Source organism: Aquabacterium sp. G14 (assembly GCF_037482285.1).
In the GTDB taxonomy this organism is placed as follows: domain Bacteria; phylum Pseudomonadota; class Gammaproteobacteria; order Burkholderiales; family Burkholderiaceae_C; genus Aquabacterium.
In genome coordinates, this window is record NZ_JBBEYB010000009.1 from 1 (window position 1) to 19,220 (window position 19,220).

22 protein-coding genes and 1 other RNA gene are annotated in these 19,220 nt (G+C 64.3%); 9 read left to right on the top strand and 14 right to left on the bottom strand.

Annotated features, from left to right (window positions below; all coding sequences use genetic code 11):
- The 9 genes from WIT60_RS10920 to WIT60_RS10960 all read right to left on the bottom strand — a co-directional run.
- The coding region (locus WIT60_RS10920; RefSeq protein WP_339583955.1) for a flagellin N-terminal helical domain-containing protein at positions 1–1,137 on the bottom strand (1,137 nt) is incomplete at its 3' end.
- A gap of 271 nt (positions 1,138–1,408) precedes the next feature.
- Positions 1,409–2,833 carry a flagellin gene (locus tag WIT60_RS10925; protein ID WP_339583956.1) on the bottom strand — a complete coding sequence of 475 codons (1,425 nt, stop codon included), beginning with the start codon at positions 2,831–2,833 and terminating at the stop codon, positions 1,409–1,411.
- A 200-nt stretch (positions 2,834–3,033) separates the two neighbouring features.
- A complete protein-coding gene (locus tag WIT60_RS10930; protein ID WP_339583957.1) occupies positions 3,034–4,161 on the bottom strand; it encodes a deoxyguanosinetriphosphate triphosphohydrolase in 1,128 nt (375 codons plus the stop codon).
- A gap of 12 nt (positions 4,162–4,173) precedes the next feature.
- A complete protein-coding gene (gene aroB / locus WIT60_RS10935) occupies positions 4,174–5,298 on the bottom strand; it encodes a 3-dehydroquinate synthase (RefSeq protein WP_339583958.1) in 1,125 nt (374 codons plus the stop codon).
- Between the two features lie 100 nt (positions 5,299–5,398).
- Positions 5,399–5,496, bottom strand: an RNA gene (gene ffs, locus WIT60_RS10940) — signal recognition particle sRNA small type.
- Between the two features lie 28 nt (positions 5,497–5,524).
- A complete protein-coding gene (locus WIT60_RS10945; protein WP_339583959.1) occupies positions 5,525–5,839 on the bottom strand; it encodes a YkgJ family cysteine cluster protein in 315 nt (104 codons plus the stop codon).
- Positions 5,840–5,843: 4 nt separating this feature from the next.
- The gene (locus WIT60_RS10950; RefSeq protein WP_339583960.1) at positions 5,844–6,512 is read right to left on the bottom strand and encodes a dienelactone hydrolase family protein; all 669 of its coding nucleotides are present in this window, start codon (positions 6,510–6,512) and stop codon (positions 5,844–5,846) included.
- A gap of 58 nt (positions 6,513–6,570) precedes the next feature.
- Positions 6,571–7,704 (bottom strand): AIR synthase-related protein, encoded by a 1,134-nt coding sequence (locus tag WIT60_RS10955; RefSeq protein ID WP_339583961.1) that lies wholly within the window; start codon positions 7,702–7,704, stop codon positions 6,571–6,573.
- A gap of 94 nt (positions 7,705–7,798) precedes the next feature.
- The gene (locus WIT60_RS10960; RefSeq protein WP_339583962.1) at positions 7,799–8,275 is read right to left on the bottom strand and encodes a TM2 domain-containing protein; all 477 of its coding nucleotides are present in this window, start codon (positions 8,273–8,275) and stop codon (positions 7,799–7,801) included.
- 226 nt (positions 8,276–8,501) lie between these two features.
- On the opposite strand from WIT60_RS10960, the gene rpsP reads away from it, so the two are divergent.
- The 6 genes from rpsP (at position 8,502) to WIT60_RS10990 (ending at position 12,598) form a co-directional block, all read left to right on the top strand.
- A complete protein-coding gene (rpsP, locus tag WIT60_RS10965; protein ID WP_339583963.1) occupies positions 8,502–8,762 on the top strand; it encodes a 30S ribosomal protein S16 in 261 nt (86 codons plus the stop codon).
- A gap of 10 nt (positions 8,763–8,772) precedes the next feature.
- Positions 8,773–9,450 (top strand): ribosome maturation factor RimM, encoded by a 678-nt coding sequence (gene rimM, locus WIT60_RS10970; protein ID WP_339583964.1) that lies wholly within the window; start codon positions 8,773–8,775, stop codon positions 9,448–9,450.
- A gap of 29 nt (positions 9,451–9,479) precedes the next feature.
- Positions 9,480–10,268: a tRNA (guanosine(37)-N1)-methyltransferase TrmD gene (gene trmD, locus WIT60_RS10975; RefSeq protein WP_339583965.1), complete on the top strand. Its 789-nt coding sequence runs from the start codon at positions 9,480–9,482 to the stop codon at positions 10,266–10,268.
- 132 nt (positions 10,269–10,400) lie between these two features.
- Positions 10,401–10,757, top strand: coding sequence for a 50S ribosomal protein L19 (rplS, locus tag WIT60_RS10980; RefSeq protein ID WP_339583966.1), 357 nt, complete (start codon positions 10,401–10,403; stop codon positions 10,755–10,757).
- Positions 10,758–10,853: 96 nt separating this feature from the next.
- On the top strand, positions 10,854–11,549 hold the full coding sequence (locus WIT60_RS10985) for a CoA pyrophosphatase (RefSeq protein WP_339583967.1): 696 nt from the start codon (positions 10,854–10,856) through the stop codon (positions 11,547–11,549).
- A 56-nt stretch (positions 11,550–11,605) separates the two neighbouring features.
- Positions 11,606–12,598, top strand: coding sequence for a CobD/CbiB family protein (locus WIT60_RS10990; protein WP_339583968.1), 993 nt, complete (start codon positions 11,606–11,608; stop codon positions 12,596–12,598).
- Between the two features lie 51 nt (positions 12,599–12,649).
- On the opposite strand, the gene WIT60_RS10995 is transcribed toward WIT60_RS10990, so the two are convergent.
- The 3 genes from WIT60_RS10995 to WIT60_RS11005 all read right to left on the bottom strand — a co-directional run bounded on the left by WIT60_RS10995 (position 12,650) and on the right by WIT60_RS11005 (position 15,252).
- On the bottom strand, positions 12,650–12,952 hold the full coding sequence (locus tag WIT60_RS10995) for a hypothetical protein (protein ID WP_339583969.1): 303 nt from the start codon (positions 12,950–12,952) through the stop codon (positions 12,650–12,652).
- 78 nt (positions 12,953–13,030) lie between these two features.
- Positions 13,031–13,993 (bottom strand): ribosome small subunit-dependent GTPase A, encoded by a 963-nt coding sequence (gene rsgA, locus WIT60_RS11000; protein ID WP_339583970.1) that lies wholly within the window; start codon positions 13,991–13,993, stop codon positions 13,031–13,033.
- Positions 13,990–15,252 (bottom strand): M48 family metallopeptidase, encoded by a 1,263-nt coding sequence (locus WIT60_RS11005; RefSeq protein ID WP_339583971.1) that lies wholly within the window; start codon positions 15,250–15,252, stop codon positions 13,990–13,992. The genes rsgA and WIT60_RS11005 overlap by 4 nt, the downstream gene beginning before the upstream one ends.
- A gap of 132 nt (positions 15,253–15,384) precedes the next feature.
- Here WIT60_RS11005 and orn point away from each other — a divergent pair, with 132 nt between their 5' ends.
- Positions 15,385–16,050: an oligoribonuclease gene (gene orn / locus WIT60_RS11010; protein WP_339583972.1), complete on the top strand. Its 666-nt coding sequence runs from the start codon at positions 15,385–15,387 to the stop codon at positions 16,048–16,050.
- The gene (locus tag WIT60_RS11015) at positions 16,047–16,442 is read left to right on the top strand and encodes a cupin domain-containing protein (protein ID WP_339583973.1); all 396 of its coding nucleotides are present in this window, start codon (positions 16,047–16,049) and stop codon (positions 16,440–16,442) included. The genes orn and WIT60_RS11015 overlap by 4 nt, the downstream gene beginning before the upstream one ends.
- An 81-nt stretch (positions 16,443–16,523) precedes the next feature.
- On the opposite strand, the gene gluQRS is transcribed toward WIT60_RS11015, so the two are convergent.
- Together gluQRS and WIT60_RS11025 are read right to left on the bottom strand one after the other, a co-directional pair.
- A complete protein-coding gene (gene gluQRS / locus WIT60_RS11020) occupies positions 16,524–17,432 on the bottom strand; it encodes a tRNA glutamyl-Q(34) synthetase GluQRS (RefSeq protein ID WP_339583974.1) in 909 nt (302 codons plus the stop codon).
- Positions 17,429–18,373 carry a LysR family transcriptional regulator gene (locus WIT60_RS11025; RefSeq protein ID WP_339583975.1) on the bottom strand — a complete coding sequence of 315 codons (945 nt, stop codon included), beginning with the start codon at positions 18,371–18,373 and terminating at the stop codon, positions 17,429–17,431. Before WIT60_RS11025 ends, gluQRS begins: the two co-directional genes overlap by 4 nt.
- Positions 18,374–18,483: 110 nt before the next feature.
- Between WIT60_RS11025 and WIT60_RS11030 the strand changes: the two genes are divergently transcribed.
- Positions 18,484–19,185 (top strand): pirin family protein, encoded by a 702-nt coding sequence (locus WIT60_RS11030; RefSeq protein ID WP_339583976.1) that lies wholly within the window; start codon positions 18,484–18,486, stop codon positions 19,183–19,185.
- Positions 19,186–19,220 lie beyond the last annotated feature (35 nt).

Below are 19,220 nucleotides of genomic sequence, written 5' to 3' on the forward strand. Positions count from 1 at the left end.
CAGAGCGGATACGGCAACGCCTTGACCGGCGATGCTGAAGCTCTGTGTGCCACCTGTCAAAACACCGTCAAACACCACAGCGCCTGTCACACCCTCGGGAGCTGCGTAGGTGATGTTAATGGCCGCTCCGGTCGTGCCTGCAGCGCCCAAGCCGAACGTGGCCATAGTCGCGCCGGTGGTATTGGTGTCATTGAACGTCGTGGTGATGTTGCGACCATCAGCTGCGATCAGCTCGATACCCGAGCCAGTGTCTTTGGCGACCACACCTGTCACTGCCGACTTGGCATTGATGGCGTCGAGTGCGTTGGAGCGATTGGTTGTGGCATTGGTTGTGGCGCCAATAGTGATGTCAGTGCCATTGATGTTGACGGTAACATCACCAGGGGCGGTCACTTCTGTGCCGTCGGTTTGGGTTCCCTGGGCTACCGTTGTTTTGCCTGCGGTGGCCGACAGACCAGGTGCACCTGAGGCATTGATGGCTGCGGCAATGGCCTTGGCGTCGTTGGCGATGGTGCCAAGACTGTAGTCCGTGCCACCGATGGTGACTTTGGCTGCTGCTGTGGTATCGCTGGCAGTGCCGATGCTTTGGTTGGTTGCCAAGACGCCTTCAAACTTGCCCAGATCGCTGGTGCGTGCGCTGGCAATCTTGTCAATGGTGATGGTCTGGCCTGCATTGGCGCCGACTTGGAACTGCTCTGGGCCATTGGCTCCGAATGAGCCGTCCAACAGTTTTGTGCCGTTGAACTCGGTCTGGGTGGCAACCCGTTCAATCTCTTGAGCCAGCTGCGCCACTTCTTGCTGCAGTGCGGCGCGGTCCGACGCGCTGTTGGTCGCGTTGGCAGACTGCACTGCCAGTTCGCGCATGCGCTGCAGGTTGCTGGTCACGCTGGCCATCGCACCTTCCGCTGTTTGCGACAGGGAAATGCCATCGTTGGCATTTCGTATGGCCACATTCAGACCTCGAATTTGCGTGGTCATGCGCTCGGAAATGGACAAGCCGGCAGCATCGTCTTTGGCGCTGTTGATGCGCAGGCCCGAAGACAGGCGTTGCATCGAGGTGGCCAGCGAGTTCTGCGATGAGTTCAGATTACGCTGCGCATTGAGCGACTGGATGTTGGTGTTGATGATGGCTGCCATGGTGATAGCTCCTGAATAAAGCCCAAATTCAGCACACGGCCAGCAACTGTCAGGTCGCCTTCGGTGCCCACAACTTTGAGATGGAAGGCTTGGGGCTCCATCTCATATGGACTCATTTTGCTGAACTTCGCCTCGGCTCAATCGCGCCTAAAAGCGGTGATTCTTGGCCTACTTCTCGACGCTATCAAAAACAAAAAGGCGCAGAAGCCAAAGCTTCTGCGCCAAGTTGAAACGCCAGCCTCTTGGCGCGGTGGCGTTTAACTTTTTTCTCTTAACGAAGCAGAGAGAGCACACCCTGGGGCAACTGGTTGGCCTGGGCCACCATGGCAATACCGGCCTGCTGCAGAATCTGCGCGCGGCTCAGGTTGGCCGTTTCCTGTGCAAAGTCGGCATCCATGATGCGACTGCGCGATGCGGTCAGGTTCTCAGTGGTCGTTTGCAGGTTGTCAATGGTCGAGCTGAAGCGGTTCTGCACGGCACCTAGTGCCGCACGGCTGGAGTTCATAGCCGTCAAGGCTGCATCAATGGATGTCAGTGCTTCGTTTGCACCGGCGACGTCCGAGATATTCAGAGCGGATACGGCAACGCCTTGACCGGCGATGCTGAAGCTCTGTGTGCCACCTGTCAAAACACCGTCAAACACCACAGCGCCTGTCACACCCTCGGGAGCTGCGTAGGTGATGTTAATGGCCGCTCCGGTCGTGCCTGCAGCGCCCAAGCCGAACGTGGCCATAGTCGCGCCGGTGGTATTGGTGTCATTGAACGTCGTGGTGATGTTGCGACCATCAGCTGCGATCAGCTCGATACCCGAGCCAGTGTCTTTGGCGACCACACCTGTCACTGCCGACTTGGCATTGATGGCGTCGAGTGCGTTGGAGCGATTGGTTGTGGCATTGGTTGTGGCGCCAATAGTGATGTCAGTGCCATTGATGTTGACGGTAACATCACCAGGGGCGGTCACTTCTGTGCCGTCGGTTTGGGTTCCCTGGGCTACCGTTGTTTTGCCTGCGGTGGCCGACAGACCAGGTGCACCTGAGGCATTGATGGCTGCGGCAATGGCCTTGGCGTCGTTGGCGATGGTGCCAAGACTGTAGTCCGTGCCACCGATGGTGACTTTGGCTGCTGCTGTGGTATCGCTGGCAGTGCCGATGCTTTGGTTGGTTGCCAAGACGCCTTCAAACTTGCCCAGATCGCTGGTGCGTGCGCTGGCAATCTTGTCAATGGTGATGGTCTGACCCTTATTGGCTCCGACCTGGAATGCTTGACTGAGGAAGTCACCGGTCAGCAACTTGGTGCCGTTGAACTCGGTCTGGGTGGCAACACGGTCAATTTCTTGCGCCAACTGCGAAACTTCTTGCTGCAGTGCGGCGCGGTCGGAGGCGCTGTTGGTGGCGTTGGCCGACTGCACAGCCAGTTCACGCATGCGCTGCAGGTTGCTGGTGACACTGGCCATCGCACCTTCGGCCGTTTGCGCCAGGGAGATGCCATCGTTAGCGTTACGCGTGGCGACGTTCAAGGCGCGGATCTGGGTACTGAAGCGCTCGGAGATGGCCAAACCAGCGGCATCGTCCTTGGCGCTGTTGATGCGCAGGCCTGACGACAGGCGCTGCATCGAAGTGGCCAGCGAGTTTTGCGAAGACGACAGGATGCGCTGCGCGTTAATCGACTGAATATTGGTGTTGACTGACATAGCCATGATGATCTCCTAGTGTTTCAAAAGTCCCGGCGAGTGCCGCCGACAAACTGCAAGACCGTCGCTAGTCAACCGGATCATCTGCGTGGTTGAACCACCTGATGCATCGGCCGGCTAACCGGACCACGGGCCTCTTTGGAAGACCGTTGTTTTACTTATCGGCGAGCCCTTGCCAGGACTTGAGATCTTTTTTATCGGCTACGTCAAAACACCTTTTGCCCCGTCAACCTCTCATGCTCCCGCACCGCAAACCGGTCCGTCATCCCCGCGATGTAATCCGCCACAGCCCGATGCTGATCCTCGCGCTGCGCAAAGTCAGAAGGCATCCCTGACGGCTGCGCCACATACGCCGCAAACAACTCCGACAACACTTGCTTGGCCTTGGCGGTCGTCTCATTGACCTGCGGATGCCGGTACAGCTCCTTGAACAAAAACCGCTTCAAGGCCGTGCTGTCTTCCCGCATGGCGGTGCTGAACCGCACCAACGGCGGACACAACCTAGCCTCATCCGCCGATCCAGGCCCATGCTCCGCCAACAAGGCCTGCGTCGCGCCAATCACGTCGTACACCTGCTGCGAGAGCATGCGCCGAATGGTGTCAAACAACAGCCGGCGCCCTTGCAGTTGCGGAAACTCCGCCAGCGTTTCATCCCGAAAGCGCACGAACAGCGGCACCGCCTCCAACTGCTCCATCGTGATCAGCCCCGAGCGCACGCCATCGTCAATGTCGTGTGCGTTGTACGCAATCTCATCGGCCAGGTTGCACAACTGTGCCTCCAGGCTGGGCTGCGAGCCTTCCAGAAACCGCCGCCCCACGCCCCCCGGCTCTTGCGCCTCCAGCATCTCCGCATGCCGACGCGAGCAATGCTTCAAGATGCCCTCGCGCGTTTCAAACGCCAGGTTCAGTCCGTTGTACGCCGGGTAGCGCTCTTCCAGCTCATCCACCACCCGCAGCGACTGCAGGTTGTGCTCGAACCCGCCATGCCCTTGCATGCACTCATTGAGCACATCCTGGCCTGCGTGGCCAAACGGCGTGTGGCCCAGGTCATGCGCCAGGGCAATCGCCTCCACCAGGTCTTCGTTCAGCCCCAGCGAGCGCGCAATCGAGCGGCCCAGCTGCGCCACCTCCAGCGAGTGCGTCAGGCGCGTGCGAAACAGGTCGCCCTCGTGGTTCAAAAACACCTGGGTCTTGTACACCAGGCGCCGGAACGCCGTGCTGTGCACGATGCGGTCGCGGTCGCGCTGAAAATCGCTGCGGGTGGGGGCGGGCAGCTCGGGGTAACGACGCCCCCTTGTCTGCTCAGGATGACTGGCGTAGGGGGCGAGGGTCATGGTGCGTCCGGGTCAGCGCGTATGAAAGGCAATCACGTCGCGCACGACCGATTCGGGTGCGGGGCGCATCCCGGCTTGCCCCAAGGGCCCGATCACCACAAAGCGGATTTCGCCGCCTTCGGCCTTCTTGTCCACCTGCATCAGCTCCAGATAGCGGTCGGCGCCCAGGTCGGGCGCGGTCACGGGCAGGCCGGTGCGTGCGATCAGTGCGCGGATGCGCTGGGATGTCGCTTCGTCGATCAACCCCAGGCGGGTCGACAGATCGGCGGCCATCACCATGCCGGCGCCCACGGCTTCGCCATGCAGCCACTCGCCATAGCCCAGACCCGACTCGATGGCGTGCCCGAAGGTGTGGCCGTAGTTCAGGATGGCGCGCAGGCCGGATTCTTTTTCGTCCTGCCCCACCACCCAGGCCTTGATCTCACACGAACGCTGGATGGCGTGCTTGAGCGCGGCACGGTCGCGGGCCAGCAACTGGTCCATGTGGGCTTCCAGCCAGCTCAGGAACTCGGCATCGGCAATCGGGCCGTACTTGATGACCTCGGCCAGGCCGGCCAGCAGTTCGCGCTGGGGCAGGGTGTCGAGCGTGGCCAGGTCGCAGATCACGCGCTGGGGCTGGTAGAAGGCCCCGATCATGTTCTTGCCGGCCGGGTGGTTGATGGCGGTTTTGCCACCCACGCTGGAGTCCACCTGGGCCAGCAGCGTGGTGGGCACTTGCACAAAGGGCACGCCGCGCATGTAGCAGGCGGCAGCAAAGCCGGTCATGTCGCCAATCACGCCGCCGCCCAGGGCGTACAGCACGGTTTTGCGGTCAGCGGCTTCTTCCAGCAGCTTGGTGAAAATCTGGTTCAGCGCGGGCCAGTCCTTGTGCTGCTCGCCATCGGGCAGCTCCACATCCAGCACGGCTTTGTGGTGCGGCGCAATGGCGGCGCGCAAGGCGGCGGTGTAGAGCGGGCCCACCGTGGTGTTGGTGACGATCAGGGCTTTGGACGACTTGGGCAGGCCTGCAAACGTGGCTGGGTTTTGCAGCAGGCCTTCGCCAATCAGGATGTCGTAGCTGCGGTCACCCAGGTCAATGGCGACCGTGGAGGTGCCGGACGACGGGGTGGAGGCGGGCGGGAGGGGAGTCGATGCCATGAACGCAGTGGGTCGCAGGTGGAAACGTGGTGAGCACGCCCCGAACTTCGCGGAAGTTCGGTCCCAGCCGCGACGCATGGGGCATCAAACACAAAAATGAGGTGACGAGCCTGATCCTGGCACTGTTGGCTAACGGTTAGGGCTGCTTCGTTCCCGACCTGACCCGGTTGGCCGCGCCCCCATGCAGGGAGGCCCGTCACGGGCGATTATAGGTGATCCTGAGGCCTCAGGCTGTCGGCAATCCGTGACGCTCACGGGCGCGCAGGCACTGTGCGTCGCCCACTTGTACGGCGCGGCAGGTGCTGGCGCGCAAATCGTAGATCCGGCAAGACACCTGCTGGCCGACTTGTCCTTCCAGGGCGATGCAGTGGGGTCGCCGCGACGAGGTGCCTTGCATGCATCGCAGGTGGGGGCTGATGGCTTCGGTCAGCGCCACGGGCACCGTGCCGCCGGGGGCGTCGTCGGCTTCTGCCCAGTAAAACGAAACGCGGAACTGAGCGCAGCACGCGCCGCAGGTCTGGCAGTCAAACGCAGCGCTCACACACTCACTTGCTCAGGTGCTGTTGCAGGAAGCTGACCGTGCGCGCCCACGCCTGGGTCGCGCAGGCTTCGTTGTACACCTCAGGGCGCGTCTTGTTGACGAAGGCGTGGTCGGCCTCGTAGTGGTGGAGGTCGGGTGACTGCCCTGCCGCCTTCATGGCCGACTCCAGCTGCGCCACGGCGGCGGGCGTGCACCACCCGTCTTTCGTGGCGAAATGGCCCTGGAAGGGGATGCGGATCTGGGCCGGGTCGGCAAATTCAGCAGGGGGGATGCCGTAGAAGCACACGGCCGCCGAGACGCCCTTGAGGTGCACGGCCGCGGCCACGGTCAGTGCGCCACCCATGCAGAAACCCGTCACGCCCACAGGCTGGTCACGCTGGGCCAGGAAGTCCACGGCGCCGCGCAGGTCCTGGTGGGTGGCGTCGCCAAAGTCCAAGCCGGTCATCAGGTGGTTGGCTTCGTCGGCATCGGTGGTCAGGCGGCCACGGTACAGATCAGGCGCCAGCGTGGTCAGACCAGCGGCAGCCAGACGATCGGCCAGATCCTTGATGTGGTCGTTCAGGCCCCACCATTCCTGGATCAGGATGACGCCGGGCGCGCTGGCGCCTGCATCGGCCAGGTAGCCGCGGGTCGTGCCGCCATCCGGGCGGGTGAAGTCGATCATCTGTCCCATGGTCATGCTCCTCGTGTGGGCGGCGGGTCGATCCCGCCGCGGCAGGGTTCAAGCAGGTTCAGCGCAATTGCAGCTCTTCCGCGCCGTACACCACGTTCAGGGGCTCGATCACCACCTGCTTGGGGCCGTCTTCCACGCGGCCGGCCACCCAGGCGTCAATGCCCAGCGACTTGGAGATGGCGACCACGCGTTCGGCCTGTTCCGGCGCCACATACAGTGCGAAACCGGCGCCCATGTTCAACGTGCCATAGGCCTCGTGGTCGTCCAGTCCGCATTCCTGCTGCATGAAGGCCAGCACCGGGGTCTTGGGCGGCACGGTTGTGATGCGGTATGTCAGCTGCTTGGGGTGGCGCAGCAGTTTGCGCCAGCCGTGGCCGGTGACGTTGGCGCAGTAGTGCGGGATGATGCCTTCCTTGGCCATCGCTTCGGTCACAGGCGAATACAGCGTGGTGGGGGCGAGCAGGGCTTCGCCGTAGCTCTGGCCGTTGCCGATGTCGGTCAGGTAGCCCTGGGGCAGGCGCTCGGCCAGCTTGCGTGCCAGCGACAGGCCGTTGGCGTGGATGCCGCTGGAGGCGAGGAAAACGATGGCGTCGCCCGCGCCCAGTTCGTCACCCACGGACAGGCGGGTCTTGGGGCTGATGATGCCGGTGCACGATGCGGCCAGGTCGACGCGGCCGTCGGCCACGATGCCAGCCAGCGCGGGGGTTTCACCGCCACCCCAGGCGACGTTGCACACCTCGCAGGCTTTTTTCCAGCCGGCCACCAGGGCGTTGGCACGCACCTTGTCGCCAAACCAGTCGGAGCCGCCGGCAGCCCAGTAGGCTTGCACCACCAGGGGAGTGGCGCCCACGGTGATCAGATCGTTCACCGCCATGGCGATGGTGTCCTGTGCGATGCCGTCGTAGTAGCTCTTGCCCGTCAGCGTGGCCATTTCGTCGGCCACGAGGGTCTTGGTACCCAGGCATTCCACGATGGAGGCCAGGTACATCGGGCCCACATCGACCACATAGGCCGATTCGCCGCGCGAGGCCAGCACTTCGCTGAAGCCATGGCTGGCCAAGTGGCCACCGGTGGCGGCCGCAGCACGCTGAGCGGCCACCTTCAACGGGTCGATCAGGTCATAGTTGACACCGGCCTGGTCGTAGGTGAGGGGCGCGTTGGCGTTGTGATGCGGATCGGTGGGCGTGGTCATGGCGCGTCAAAGAGCTAGGGGTCGCAAAACCGTGATTATCCGGTAAGGCGGACCGCCTTGCGCGCGCGGCGCCTTGTCGATGCGACGCGGCTCCTCACTGGCTGAGCTTGCGCGCCTCTTCCACCTGGTATTCGAAATAGCGCTGCCCCGAAAAGGCAATGGTGGACATCAGCACGGTCGCGCCGACCAGCAGGGCCAGGATCACCCCGATGATGGCGGCCCAACCGCTGGGGCGGGCGGTACGAAGGTCGCGTCCGGCGTTGTAACGCGCGTGCCAGCGCTCGTCAGGCATCAGGCCGTAGACGATGGCTTGCAGCATGGTGCCTGCCACCATGAAGCCCAGTACCGGGATCAGCAGCCAGGACAGTTGGTCGTCGAGTCCGAACTCGGCCACGCGCCGCAGCCCCACGGCGCCCACCAGCGTGGGCAAAGGGTGCAGCCAGGCCCATACATCGTTCCAGCCGTACAGGTAAAACCGGTGTGCGCCCAGGGGGCCGCCCAGCAAGGCCAGCCAGGTGGCCACCGTCTTGGAGTGCAGCGAGGGAGGGGCGTCGGCGAGGGTGTCAGTCATGTGGGTGCGGGGACGCTTGGCGCGAAGCTTCAAGTCAGACTATAATTTGCGGTTTTCCGGCCCGAGTTGGGTGGTTTCCATGGCGAGCGCCTGGCAACACCTCAGCGCGTATCTAAACGGGACGGATGATTGGAGCGGTCGGGCGGGTGCCTGGCCGAGCCTTGGCTGCTTGACCCCGAGTGTCTCCCGGGAAGAGTGGTCGCCCATTCGATTTGAAGGACACATCATGGTCGTGATTCGACTTGCACGCGGCGGCTCCAAGAAGCGCCCTTTCTACAACATCGTCGTGGCTGAACAGAAGAACCGTCGTGACGGTCGCTTCCTGGAGCGCGTGGGTTTCTACAACCCCCTGGCTTCCGGCAACGCTGAAACCCTGCGCCTGGCGCTGGACCGCGTCGACGCCTGGGTCAAGAACGGTGCACAACCGTCTGACGCCGTGAACCGTCTGGTCGTGATCGCCCAGAAGGCTGCTGCGCCTGCTGCCTGATCGAGGCCGCATGAACGATCGCTCGACCTCTGCGCTGGTGCTGGATGACGGTGTTGTCTGGCCTGAAGATGCGGTGGAAGTCGGGCGCATCGTGGACGCCTGGGGCGTGAAGGGGGGCATCAAGGTGATGCCCTTTTCTTCTGATCCTCAGGCGCTCTTCTGTACGAAGAAATGGTTTTTGCGCCCGGCCGAACAGGCTGCGGGCACTTTGTCGCGTCCGTCTGCCAAGACCGGAGAAGCTGGCACATCGGTCGTGAGCAAGGCTGCTGCGCCCAAGGCGGCTGCACCTGCACGCCTGGCTGCCCCGCGCTTCCTGCAGATGAAGACGGTGCGCGAGCAGGGCGACATCATTGTCGGGACCGCCGAAGGGCTGGAAGACCGCAATGACGCCGAGGCCCTCAAGGGCGCCCGCGTGTTCGTGTCACGCTCGGCATTCCCGACGCCGGACGCCGACGAGTTTTACTGGGTCGACCTGATCGGCCTGAATGTGGTCAACCGCCAGGGTGAATTCCTGGGCCAGGTGGCCGACCTGATGTCCACCGGACCGCACAGCGTGTTGCGCTGCGTCGTGCCCGCGGCCGAAGGCCAGGACGTCACCGAGCGTCTCATCCCCTTCGTGTCGGCTTACATCGACAGCGTCAGCCTGGCTGACAAGCGCATCGTGGCCGACTGGGGTCTGGACTACTGACCCCCCTCGGATTTCACCGGAGGGCTGAGATGGCCGTTCGCTTCGATGTCATCACCCTGTTTCCCGAATTGTTCGCCCCGTTTCAGACGGTGGGCGTGACGCGTCGTGCTTTCGAAACCAAGGCGGTCGATGTGCGCCTGTGGCCGTTGCGCGACTTTGCCGAGGGGGTGTACCGTCGGGTCGATGACCGACCGTTTGGCGGTGGCCCGGGCATGGTCATGCTGGTCGAACCCCTGGTGCGTTGCCTGTCGGCGATCCGGTCGGATCAAGACGCCGCTGCCGCGCCACGCTTGCCTGTCGTGTTGTTCAGCCCCGCCGGCAAGCCTTTGACGCAGCAACGTGTGCAGCAGCTGGCCGAGGGGCCCGGCGCCGTGCTGGTGTGCGGACGCTACGAAGGCATTGACCAGCGTTTCATCGACGCCCATGTGGACGAAGAAATCAGCCTGGGTGACTATGTGCTGTCGGGCGGTGAGCTGCCGGCCTTGACGCTGATCGATGCGGTGACCCGCTTGCAGCCCGGAGTCTTGCACGATGCGGCCTCGCACGAGCAGGACAGCTTCTCCGACGGTTTGCTGGACTGCCCGCATTACAGTCGCCCGGAAGTGCTGGATTGGCCGGCCGATGGCAACGAGCGGGGCGTCGATGCGGCGGTGCCGCCGGTGCTGATGTCAGGCCATCATGCCCACATTGCGCGCTGGCGTCGTGAGCAGCAACTGCGGATCACGGCACTGCGGCGCCCCGAGCTGATCGAGTTGGCCAGGGCGCGTGGCGAATTGTCCAAACACGACGAACACTTTTTATCTCAACTCACGCTATAATCTGCGGTTTTCCGATCCTCTACCCGGCTACCATTTTTTCACCCCGGTCGAGATCCTTGTGAAACCCACGGGTGAGCACAGGGCGTCATGACTGGATTTTCAAGCGCGGGCAAGATCAATTAGGAGCTTTTGATGGCCAACATCATTCAACAGCTCGAGCAAGAAGAAATTGCTCGTCTGAACAAAGAGATCCCTTCTTTCGCCCCTGGCGACACCGTGATCGTTTCGGTCAACGTGGTGGAAGGTACCCGCAAGCGCGTCCAGGCTTACGAAGGCGTCGTGATCGCCAAGCGTAACCGTGGCCTGAACTCCAGCTTCATCGTCCGCAAGATCTCGAGCGGCGAAGGCGTGGAACGTACGTTCCAGCTGTACAGCCCCCTGATCTCCAAGATCGAAGTCAAGCGTCGCGGTGACGTCCGTCGCGCCAAGCTGTACTACCTGCGTCAGCGCAGCGGCAAGTCGGCACGCATCAAGGAAAAGCTCGCCTAAGAGCACAGCGTTGTTCTCCGTGGCCTTCGGGTCGCGGGCCAACCCCCCAAAGCCGCCTGCTGCGCAAGCCCAGGCGGCTTTTGTTATGGTGCTGCCATGGCTTTGAAAATCGACCCTCACCAAGCGGAGCATCTGGGCAGTGACGGGCATCTGCCCCCAGTGCCTCTGGAGCGTTTGACCCGTGATGCACTCATCCAGCGCTTTGCGGCGCCGCCGGCGTGGAAGACCGATGCCGACAACGAGTTGTGGATTCGTGCGAAGGAGTTCGTGCCTGCGTCGGTGCTGGTGCCTCTGGTGATGCGAGATCAGGTGTCGGTGCTGCTGACGCAGCGCACGGCGCATTTGAGCAAGCATGCGGGGCAGATCAGCTTCCCGGGCGGGCGACAGGAGCCGACCGATCCGGACCCGGTGGCCACGGCCTTGCGCGAAGCGCAGGAAGAGGTGGGCTTGGCGCCCTCTCGTGTCCAGGTGCTGGGCACCTTGCCGCCGTATGCCACGGGCACGGGTTTCATGGTCACGCCCGTGGTGGGCCTGATCGATCCGCTGGAAGACGAGATGCAGCGCCTGCGGCTGCAGGCGGATGCCAACGAGGTAGCGGACATCTTTGAAGTGCCGCTGCCTTTCCTGATGGACCCGCGGTTCCATCAGCGTCATGCGCTGGAGGTGAGCGGGGCGCGCTTCGAGTTTTTCTCGATGCCCTGGCGACCGCCGCAGGAGCAGCAGCGCGAGTACTTCATCTGGGGCGCCACGGCCGCGATGTTGCGAAATTTCTACCGCTTCCTGTCTGCCTGACGCACCGTACACGTTTCTGTCGCATGCCGGTGTGAGCAGGCGGCTATCATCACGCCATGAGTTTCTTTGCCGTGCTCTTCGCTTTGTTGGCGGAGCAGCTCAAGCCTCTTTCTTCGCTCAACCCGATTCACCAGGCTTTGACGTCTTGGGTGCGTTGGGTCGGCCGCAATTTTGATGCGGGTGCCGATGTGCACGCCCGCGTGGTTTGGGCCGTCACGGTGTTGGCCCCGGCCGTGCTGGTGGGGCTGCTCTATGTGGTGATCGACCGCTACAGCACCATTTTGGCTTTGCTGTGGGACGTGGCCGTGTTGTACCTGACGTTGGGCTTCCGGCAGTTCAGCCACAACTTCACGGCGATCCGCGATGCGCTGGAGCAGGGACGCGAAGACCGTGCCCGCGAGCAACTCGCGCATTGGCAGCACCTGGACGCCAGTGACCTGCCGCGCACCGAGGTGCTGCGTCATGTCCTGGAGTACTCGCTGTTGGCCGCGCACCGCCATGTGTTTGGCGTGTTTTTCTGGTTTGTGGCTTTGTCCACCGTGGGCCTGGGCCCAGCGGGCGCGGTGCTGTACCGCATGGCCGAGTTCGCCAGCCGCTATTGGTCGTACAAGAGCCAGGTGACCGGCGCGGCGACGCACGATCGCCTGATGAACCTCTCGCTCAAGTTGTTCAGCCTGCTGGATCACGTGCCTTCACGCATGACGGCCTTTGGTTTTGCGGTGGTGGGCAATTTCGAGGATGCCGTGGATGCTTGGCGCCGTCATGCGGTGCTGTGGGTGCGTCCGAACGAAGGCACCATCCTGTCGGCGGCGTCCGGCGCCCTGGGGGTACGTCTGGGCGGTCAGGCAGCACCGAGTGCCGATGGCCGTGACGTGAGCCGCACGCTGAGTCAAGGTGATGGCTCGGATGTGATCGACGCCGAGGGCAGCACCACCGGTGCCCCGCCTGAGTTGGCGCACCTGCGCAGCGTGGTCGGTTTGATCTGGCGCTCGGTGGTGTTGTGGATGCTGCTGCTGGCGCTGCTGTCGCTGGCCAACCTGATTGGTTGAGTGAACCGCTGACGAGACGGGCACCTCAACGGGTGCCCTGAGCCTGTCCTTTCAATTCCGCTTCGGTGTCGGCGGGTTCAGTGTCTTGTTGGACCAGTCCTGCGCGCGGGCCAACCACTCCACCAGAGCTGACACCATGTCTTCGCGGCTGAAGGAGCAGCTCTCTTCGCTGAACAGCGCGGCGCTTTCCAGTTGGTTCAACAAGCGTTCCAGCACGTCCAGGTAGCGGTCGGGCAGGGCAGGCTCGTGCTCTTGCGAGGCGTCGCGCATCGTGCGGGCCAGGTCTTCCAGCGACAAGGCGCCGATGGAGAAAGCGTCCAGGGCATCGGGGATCAGCGAGAGGGTGTCGTTCATGGTTGTCGTGCAGATCGGGTGTCGGCGGGGCCGTGTGTCAAATCTTCGGGCGTGAGCCGTGCATCACAGACGGGGGGATTACCAGCGCTGCTGGCTGAGCTCGTCAAACAGGCCGGTGTAGAGGCTCAGGCGCATGGGGCTGATCTCGCCGCGGTCGGCAGCAGCCCTCACGGCACAGCCGGGCTCTTGGCGGTGGGTGCAGTTGTAGAAGCGGCAGTCGGCGATGTGGGCGGCGATGTCTGGCATCCACTTGGCCAGCTCGGTGGGCGCGATGTGGTGCAGGCCGAATTCCTGAAAGCCGGGCGAGTCGATCACGGCGCTTTCGTGGCTGTCGTCCAGCCAGTACCAGAGGCTGGTGGTGGTGGTGTGGCGGCCGGAGTTGAGCGCCTGCGAAATCTCGCCCACCTCGGCGCGGGCGTGGGGCAGCAGGGTGTTGATCAGCGTGCTCTTGCCGGCGCCAGACGGCCCCAGCACGAGGCTGGCCTTGCCTTGCAGCAAGGGCATCACCTGGGCCTTGGCGGCCTCGGCGTCGGAGGTGAGGGACATCTCGACCACGGGGTAGCCCATGGCTCGGTAGGGCGCGAGGCGCTGGCGGGCGGTTTCGGCACCGGGCAGGTCCACCTTGTTGAGCACGATGGTGACAGGGATGTCGGCGTAGCGGGCGGCCAGCAGGGCGCGCGTGAGCTGTGCTTCGCTGAACACGGGCTCGACGGCGATCCACACCAGCATCTGATCCAGGTTGGCGGCAAAGGACTTGCTGCGCCATTCATCTTGCCGGTAGAGCAGGTTGCGGCGCTCTTCGACCTGCACGATCAGACCTTCGCCGCTGCCCTCCAGCGTGGGTTGCCACAGCACGCGGTCGCCCACGACGGCTTCACTCTTCTTGCCACGGGGATGGCAGATCAGACGGCCGCCTTGCTCGTCTTCAACGATGACGTGGCGACCGTGGGTGGAGACGACCAGGCCGCGCTGGCATTGGCTGGTGTCGGCGTCCTTGCCTTTGGCTTTGCGCAGGGGCGCGTTGTGGCCGTGGCGCTTCATGCCTGCATGGCCGCCAGGCGCTCGGAGGCGGGCGGGTGGGAGTAGTGGAAGCGGACGTACATGGGGTCGGGCGTGAGGGTGGACGAGTTGTCCTTATAGAGCTTGATCAGGGCGCTGGCGAGGTCTTGGCCGCTGGCCTGGGCGCAGGCGTAGGCATCGGCCTCGTACTCGTCCTTGCGGGAGAAGTAGGCGAACACCGGCGAGATGAAGAAGGCGAAGGGTGGCAGGGCCAGCATGAAGAGCAGCAGGGCCAGGGCGTCATTGGGGGCGCCAAGGTTGGGGCGCACGCCCAGGCCGGTGTAGAAGCCGACCTGCTGCGACAGCCAGCCCAGCAGGGCGAAACCGGCCAGGCTCAGAGCGAACATCATGACCATGCGCTTGAGCACATGGCGGTGCTTGAAGTGCCCCAACTCATGGGCGAGCACGGCTTCGACTTCGCCGTGGGTGAGCTTGCTCAGCAAGGTGTCGTAGAAGACCACGCGCTTGGCGGCGCCCAAACCCGTGAAGTACGCGTTGGCGTGGGCCGAGCGGCGGCTGCCGTCCATGACGAAAAAGCCCTTGGCGGTGAAGCCGCAGCGGGCCATCAGGGCGTTGACGCGCTCGATGAGGCCCTGGTCTTGGAGCGGTTCGAACTTGTTGAACAGCGGGGCGATGAAGATGGGGAAGATCACCATCAGCAGCAGGCTGAAAGCCACCCAGGCACCCCAGGCCCACAGCCACCAGTTGGCGCCGGCCGCACCCATGAGCCACAGGATGAGGGCGGCGATGGGGCCGCCGAGCAGCAGGCCCAGCAGCATCTGTTTGAACTGATCGCCCAGCCACATGCCCCAGGTCATGCGGTTGAAGCCGTGTTTTTGCTCCAGACGGAAGGTGTGCCAGGCTTCGAGCGGGAGCTCGATCAGGGCGCCGATCAGGGTGAAGGTGCCAAGCAGCACGAGCTGGTAGGGCAGGGCACCCCAGGTGGGCAGCACGGCGTCGCGCACGGCGATGTTGAGCGCGTCGAGGCCGCCCAGCAGGGTCCAGCCGATCAGCACAACGGTGCTGACGGCGGTGCTGAGCAGGCCAAATCGCAGCTTGTCGAGCGTGTAGTTGGCGGCCCGTTGGTGGCTGAGCGCGGGCACGTGCGGGGCGAAGGCCTCGGGCACCGTGTTGCGGTGGCGGGCCACGTGGCGCGCCTGGCGGGTGTCGAGCCAGAGTTTGGTGAGCAGGGAGGCGACGATGAAGGCCGCGAAAAGCAAGGTCAGGGTGCTGGATGGCATGACCGGGAGTGTACGTTTGCCCGCACAATCCGGGGCTCGTCCGGCGTGCAAATCCCTGTGCCCAGGTGCCTGTGCCGGAAAATGACCGACGCGCCTGTCTACCGGGCCGGACAACCGTTGTGTGTGATGCCCATGAGTGATGTGACCCCCGGCACGCCCGTGCCACTGGAGGCCCCGGCGACCCCGGTCTTGGCCAAGAGCGATTTGAACCTGATCTGGATCGACCTGGAGATGACCGGGCTGAAGACTCAGAGCGACCGCATCATCGAGATCGCGGTGGTGGTGACGGACCCGCAGTTGACAGTGCGCGTGGAGGGGCCGGTGCTGGCGATTCACCAGAGTGACGACGTGCTCAACGGCATGGACAAGTGGAACAAGGGCACGCACGGCAAGAGCGGGCTGATCGACCGGGTCAAGGCCTCGACGGTGACGGAGGCCGAGGCCGAGCACGCGGTGATCGCCTTCTTGAAGAAGTATGTGCCCACCAACAAGTCACCGATGTGTGGCAACTCAATCTGCCAGGATCGGCGCTTTCTGGCGAATTACATGCCCAAGCTGGAGGCGTTTTTTCACTATCGCAATCTGGATGTGAGCACGCTCAAGGAGCTGGCACGTCGCTGGCGGCCGGAGCTGGTGAGTGGCTTCAAGAAGGCGCAGAAGCACACGGCACTGGCCGACATCCACGAGTCGATCGACGAGCTGGCGTACTACCGCACGCATTTCCTGATCGATGTGGCGCCGGTGGTGGCGGCTGCCACGGATGCTGAGGCGGCTGCGGGTGTTGGGGAGGGCGCATGAGCGGGCCTGTACATGGCCTGCCGGGTGCACCGCTGCCTGCCATCGTGCGCTTTGATCCGCCTGCGCAGGGCGGCGTCATCGACCACCCCAAGCCAGAACGGCTGCAGCAGGGCAACCCTCGGCGCGAGACCTGGACGCTGTACGAGTCGGCCGATGGGCAGACGAGCGCGGGCATCTGGGCCTGTGAGGTGGGGCGCTGGCGCATCGTGTTTCCGGCCGACAAGGAAGAGTACTTCTTTGTGCTGAGTGGGCATGTGCGCCTGCACGACACAGCCGGCGGCTGGGTGGATGTGCGCGCAGGCGAGGGGGCGGTGATTCCGACCGGGTTTGAAGGCGCGTTCGAGGTGATCGAGCCGGTGCGCAAGCACTTCGTGGTGGTCGATCGGGGCTGAACCTGGGGTGCGGCCCAATCGTGAAAAGGGGCAGGGCCACACCGCAAGCCTACCGCGCTGCCGGTGCTTGCTGGGCGTGACTTAGCGCAACGGCCAGCGTGTCAGCTGGTCCTGCCAGGCCGTGACGGCGGCGGCCAGCCAGTCGCCTAGTGTGGTTCCCTCTGCGGACAGACCGAGGGCGCGGCCCGCTTGTTGCAAGGTGACCAGCGGGTCGTCGAGTGACAGGGCTTCGGCACCGTTCTGTTTGGACAACTTTTCCCCGTTGGGGCCGCACACTAATGGTGTGTGCAGGTAGCGCGGGGCAGTCAGGCCCAGGCACTGCTGCAGCCAGAGCTGGCGCGGCGTGTTGTCGGTGAGGTCCTCGCCGCGCACGATGTCGGTGACGCCTTGTTCGCCATCGTCCACGACCACAGCGAGCTGGTAGGCCCACAGGCCGTCGGCGCGGCGGATGACGAAGTCGCCCACGGCTTCAGCCAGGTTCTGGCTTTGCGGGCCGAGGCGGCGGTCATGCCAGTGCCACAGGCCGTCGGGTGCATCCGTCCGCGTCGGGACCTGCAGGCGCCAGGCGCGTGCGGGCTTGCCTTTCAGGCCGCCTCGATCGGGTCGGCAGGTGCCGGGGTAGACGAGGTCGCCGTGACGGGCCTTGTTCAGCCCCAGCGCCGCGTTGGCCTGGGCGATGTCGGCGCGGGTACAGCCGCAGGGGTAGGCATGGCCAGCGGCCACGAGGCGGTCGAGCGCGGCCTGGTACAGATCCCCGCGCTGGCTTTGGTACACGGGGGGCGTGTCGGGGTGCAGGCCGCAGGCGGCCAGCTGCGACAGGATCAGTTGGTCGGCGCCGGGCACGCAGCGTGGGGTGTCCACGTCTTCGATGCGCACCAGCCAGCGCCCGCCACGCGCACGGGCATCGAGCCAGCTGGCCAGCGCGGCCACCAGGGAGCCGGCGTGCAGCGGACCGGTGGGCGAGGGGGCGAAGCGGCCGATGTAGCTCACAGCAACAGGCCTCCGTGCAGGTCCATCAGGGCCTGGCGGGTGGTGGGGCTGCTGAGCTGGTGCAGCCACCAGGTCAGTGCCATGCCGGGGGGCGTCTCGCCCTGGCGCCATGCGTAGTGGAGGCGGGTGACGCGCGGCGGGCCGCTCACGGTCTTGCTGACGAGTTGCCCACTGCTCAGGTAGGGGCGCACCATGGGCTCGGGCAGGAAGCCACAGCCCAGGCCACGCATCTGCGCTTCGAGCTTGGACGACATGGACGGCAGGGTGAGCACGTCCTGACCAGGCAGGATGCCGATGGTCATGGGCTCGAGGCCGCGGGCGGTGTCGGCCACGGCCACGATGCGATGTTGGGCCAGCACGGTCTGGTTGACGGGTTCGGCCGCCTGGGCCAGCGGGTGATGCGGGGCGACCGCCAGCACGAAGGGCACGTCGCCGATGACCTCCAGACGCACACCGGGGGTGGTGATGCGGTCGCCCGGGATGCCGATGGCGAGATCGGCCGTGCCGGAGGCCAGCGCCTCCCAGGTGCCGTTCATGACCTCGCTGAGCATGCGCACACGCGTGGGGGGCTTGAGGGCGTAGAAGCCTTCGATCAGGTCGAAGATGGCGTGGGGCGCGATGATCTTGTCTACGGCGATGGTGAGTTCGGCCTCCCATCCCGAGGCCACGCGCTTGACCCGGTTGGCCACGGCGTCCATCTGTTGCAGCAGCAGGCGCCCCTCACGCAGCAGTTCGTCGCCGGCAGCCGTGAGGCGAGCCTGGCGGCTGCGGCGGTCGAACAGCAGCACGTCGAGCGCGTCCTCGAGCTGGCGCACGCTGTAGGTCAAGGCCGAGGGCACTTTGCCCAGTTCGCGCGCGGCCGCCGCAAAGCTGCCCGTGCGCGCGATGGTGTCCATCATCAGCAGGGCTTCAGGGGTGAGGGCTTGACGGCGTTCAGTCATGGCTTAGCTTCAATTTGTTTGAATGATGCTATCAGTCGCGCGCAGCCAAGAAGTGCCCCCGGGCTTCTACAGTCACCCGTAAAGGATGCACACATTGAAGGACCCACGCCATGTTGACCTTGCGCCGATCTGAAGAACGCGGCTATGCCGACCACGGCTGGCTGCAGAGCTTTCACAGCTTTTCGTTTGCCGAGTATCACGACCCGGCCCACATGGGCTTTGGGCCGCTGCGCGTCATCAACGACGACATGATCGCCCCGGGGCGCGGCTTTGGCATGCACGGTCACCGCGACATGGAGATCGTGACCTACGTGCTGCAGGGCGCGATCTGGCACAAGGACAACCAGGGCAACGATGCGCGCATCGTGCCGGGCGAGGTGCAGCGCATGTCGGCGGGGACCGGCATCCTGCACAGCGAGTTCAACCAGGCGCTGTACGACACCACGCACATGCTGCAGATCTGGATTCAGCCCGCGCAGCGGGGTTTGCGTCCAGGCTATGAGCAAAAGGGCTTTGCCGAGGCCGACAAGCGCGGTAGCTTGCGGGTGGTGGCCTCACCCGATGGGCGAGAAGGCTCGGTGACGATCCATGCCGACGCCACGCTGTATGCGGGGCTGTTCGACGGGGACGAGGCCCTGGAGGTGCCGCTGGATGCTGCACGCAAGACCTATGTGCACCTGGCGCGCGGCGAGTTGAGCGTGAATGGCCAGGCCTTGAAGGCAGGCGATGCCCTCAAGCTGGAAGGCGAGAGTCGCCTGAGTCTGAGTCAGGGCAAGCAGGCCGAGGTGCTGGTGTTCGACCTGGGGGCCTGATCGGGAGCACGGGCAAGCGTGGTGCTGCCCGCTCC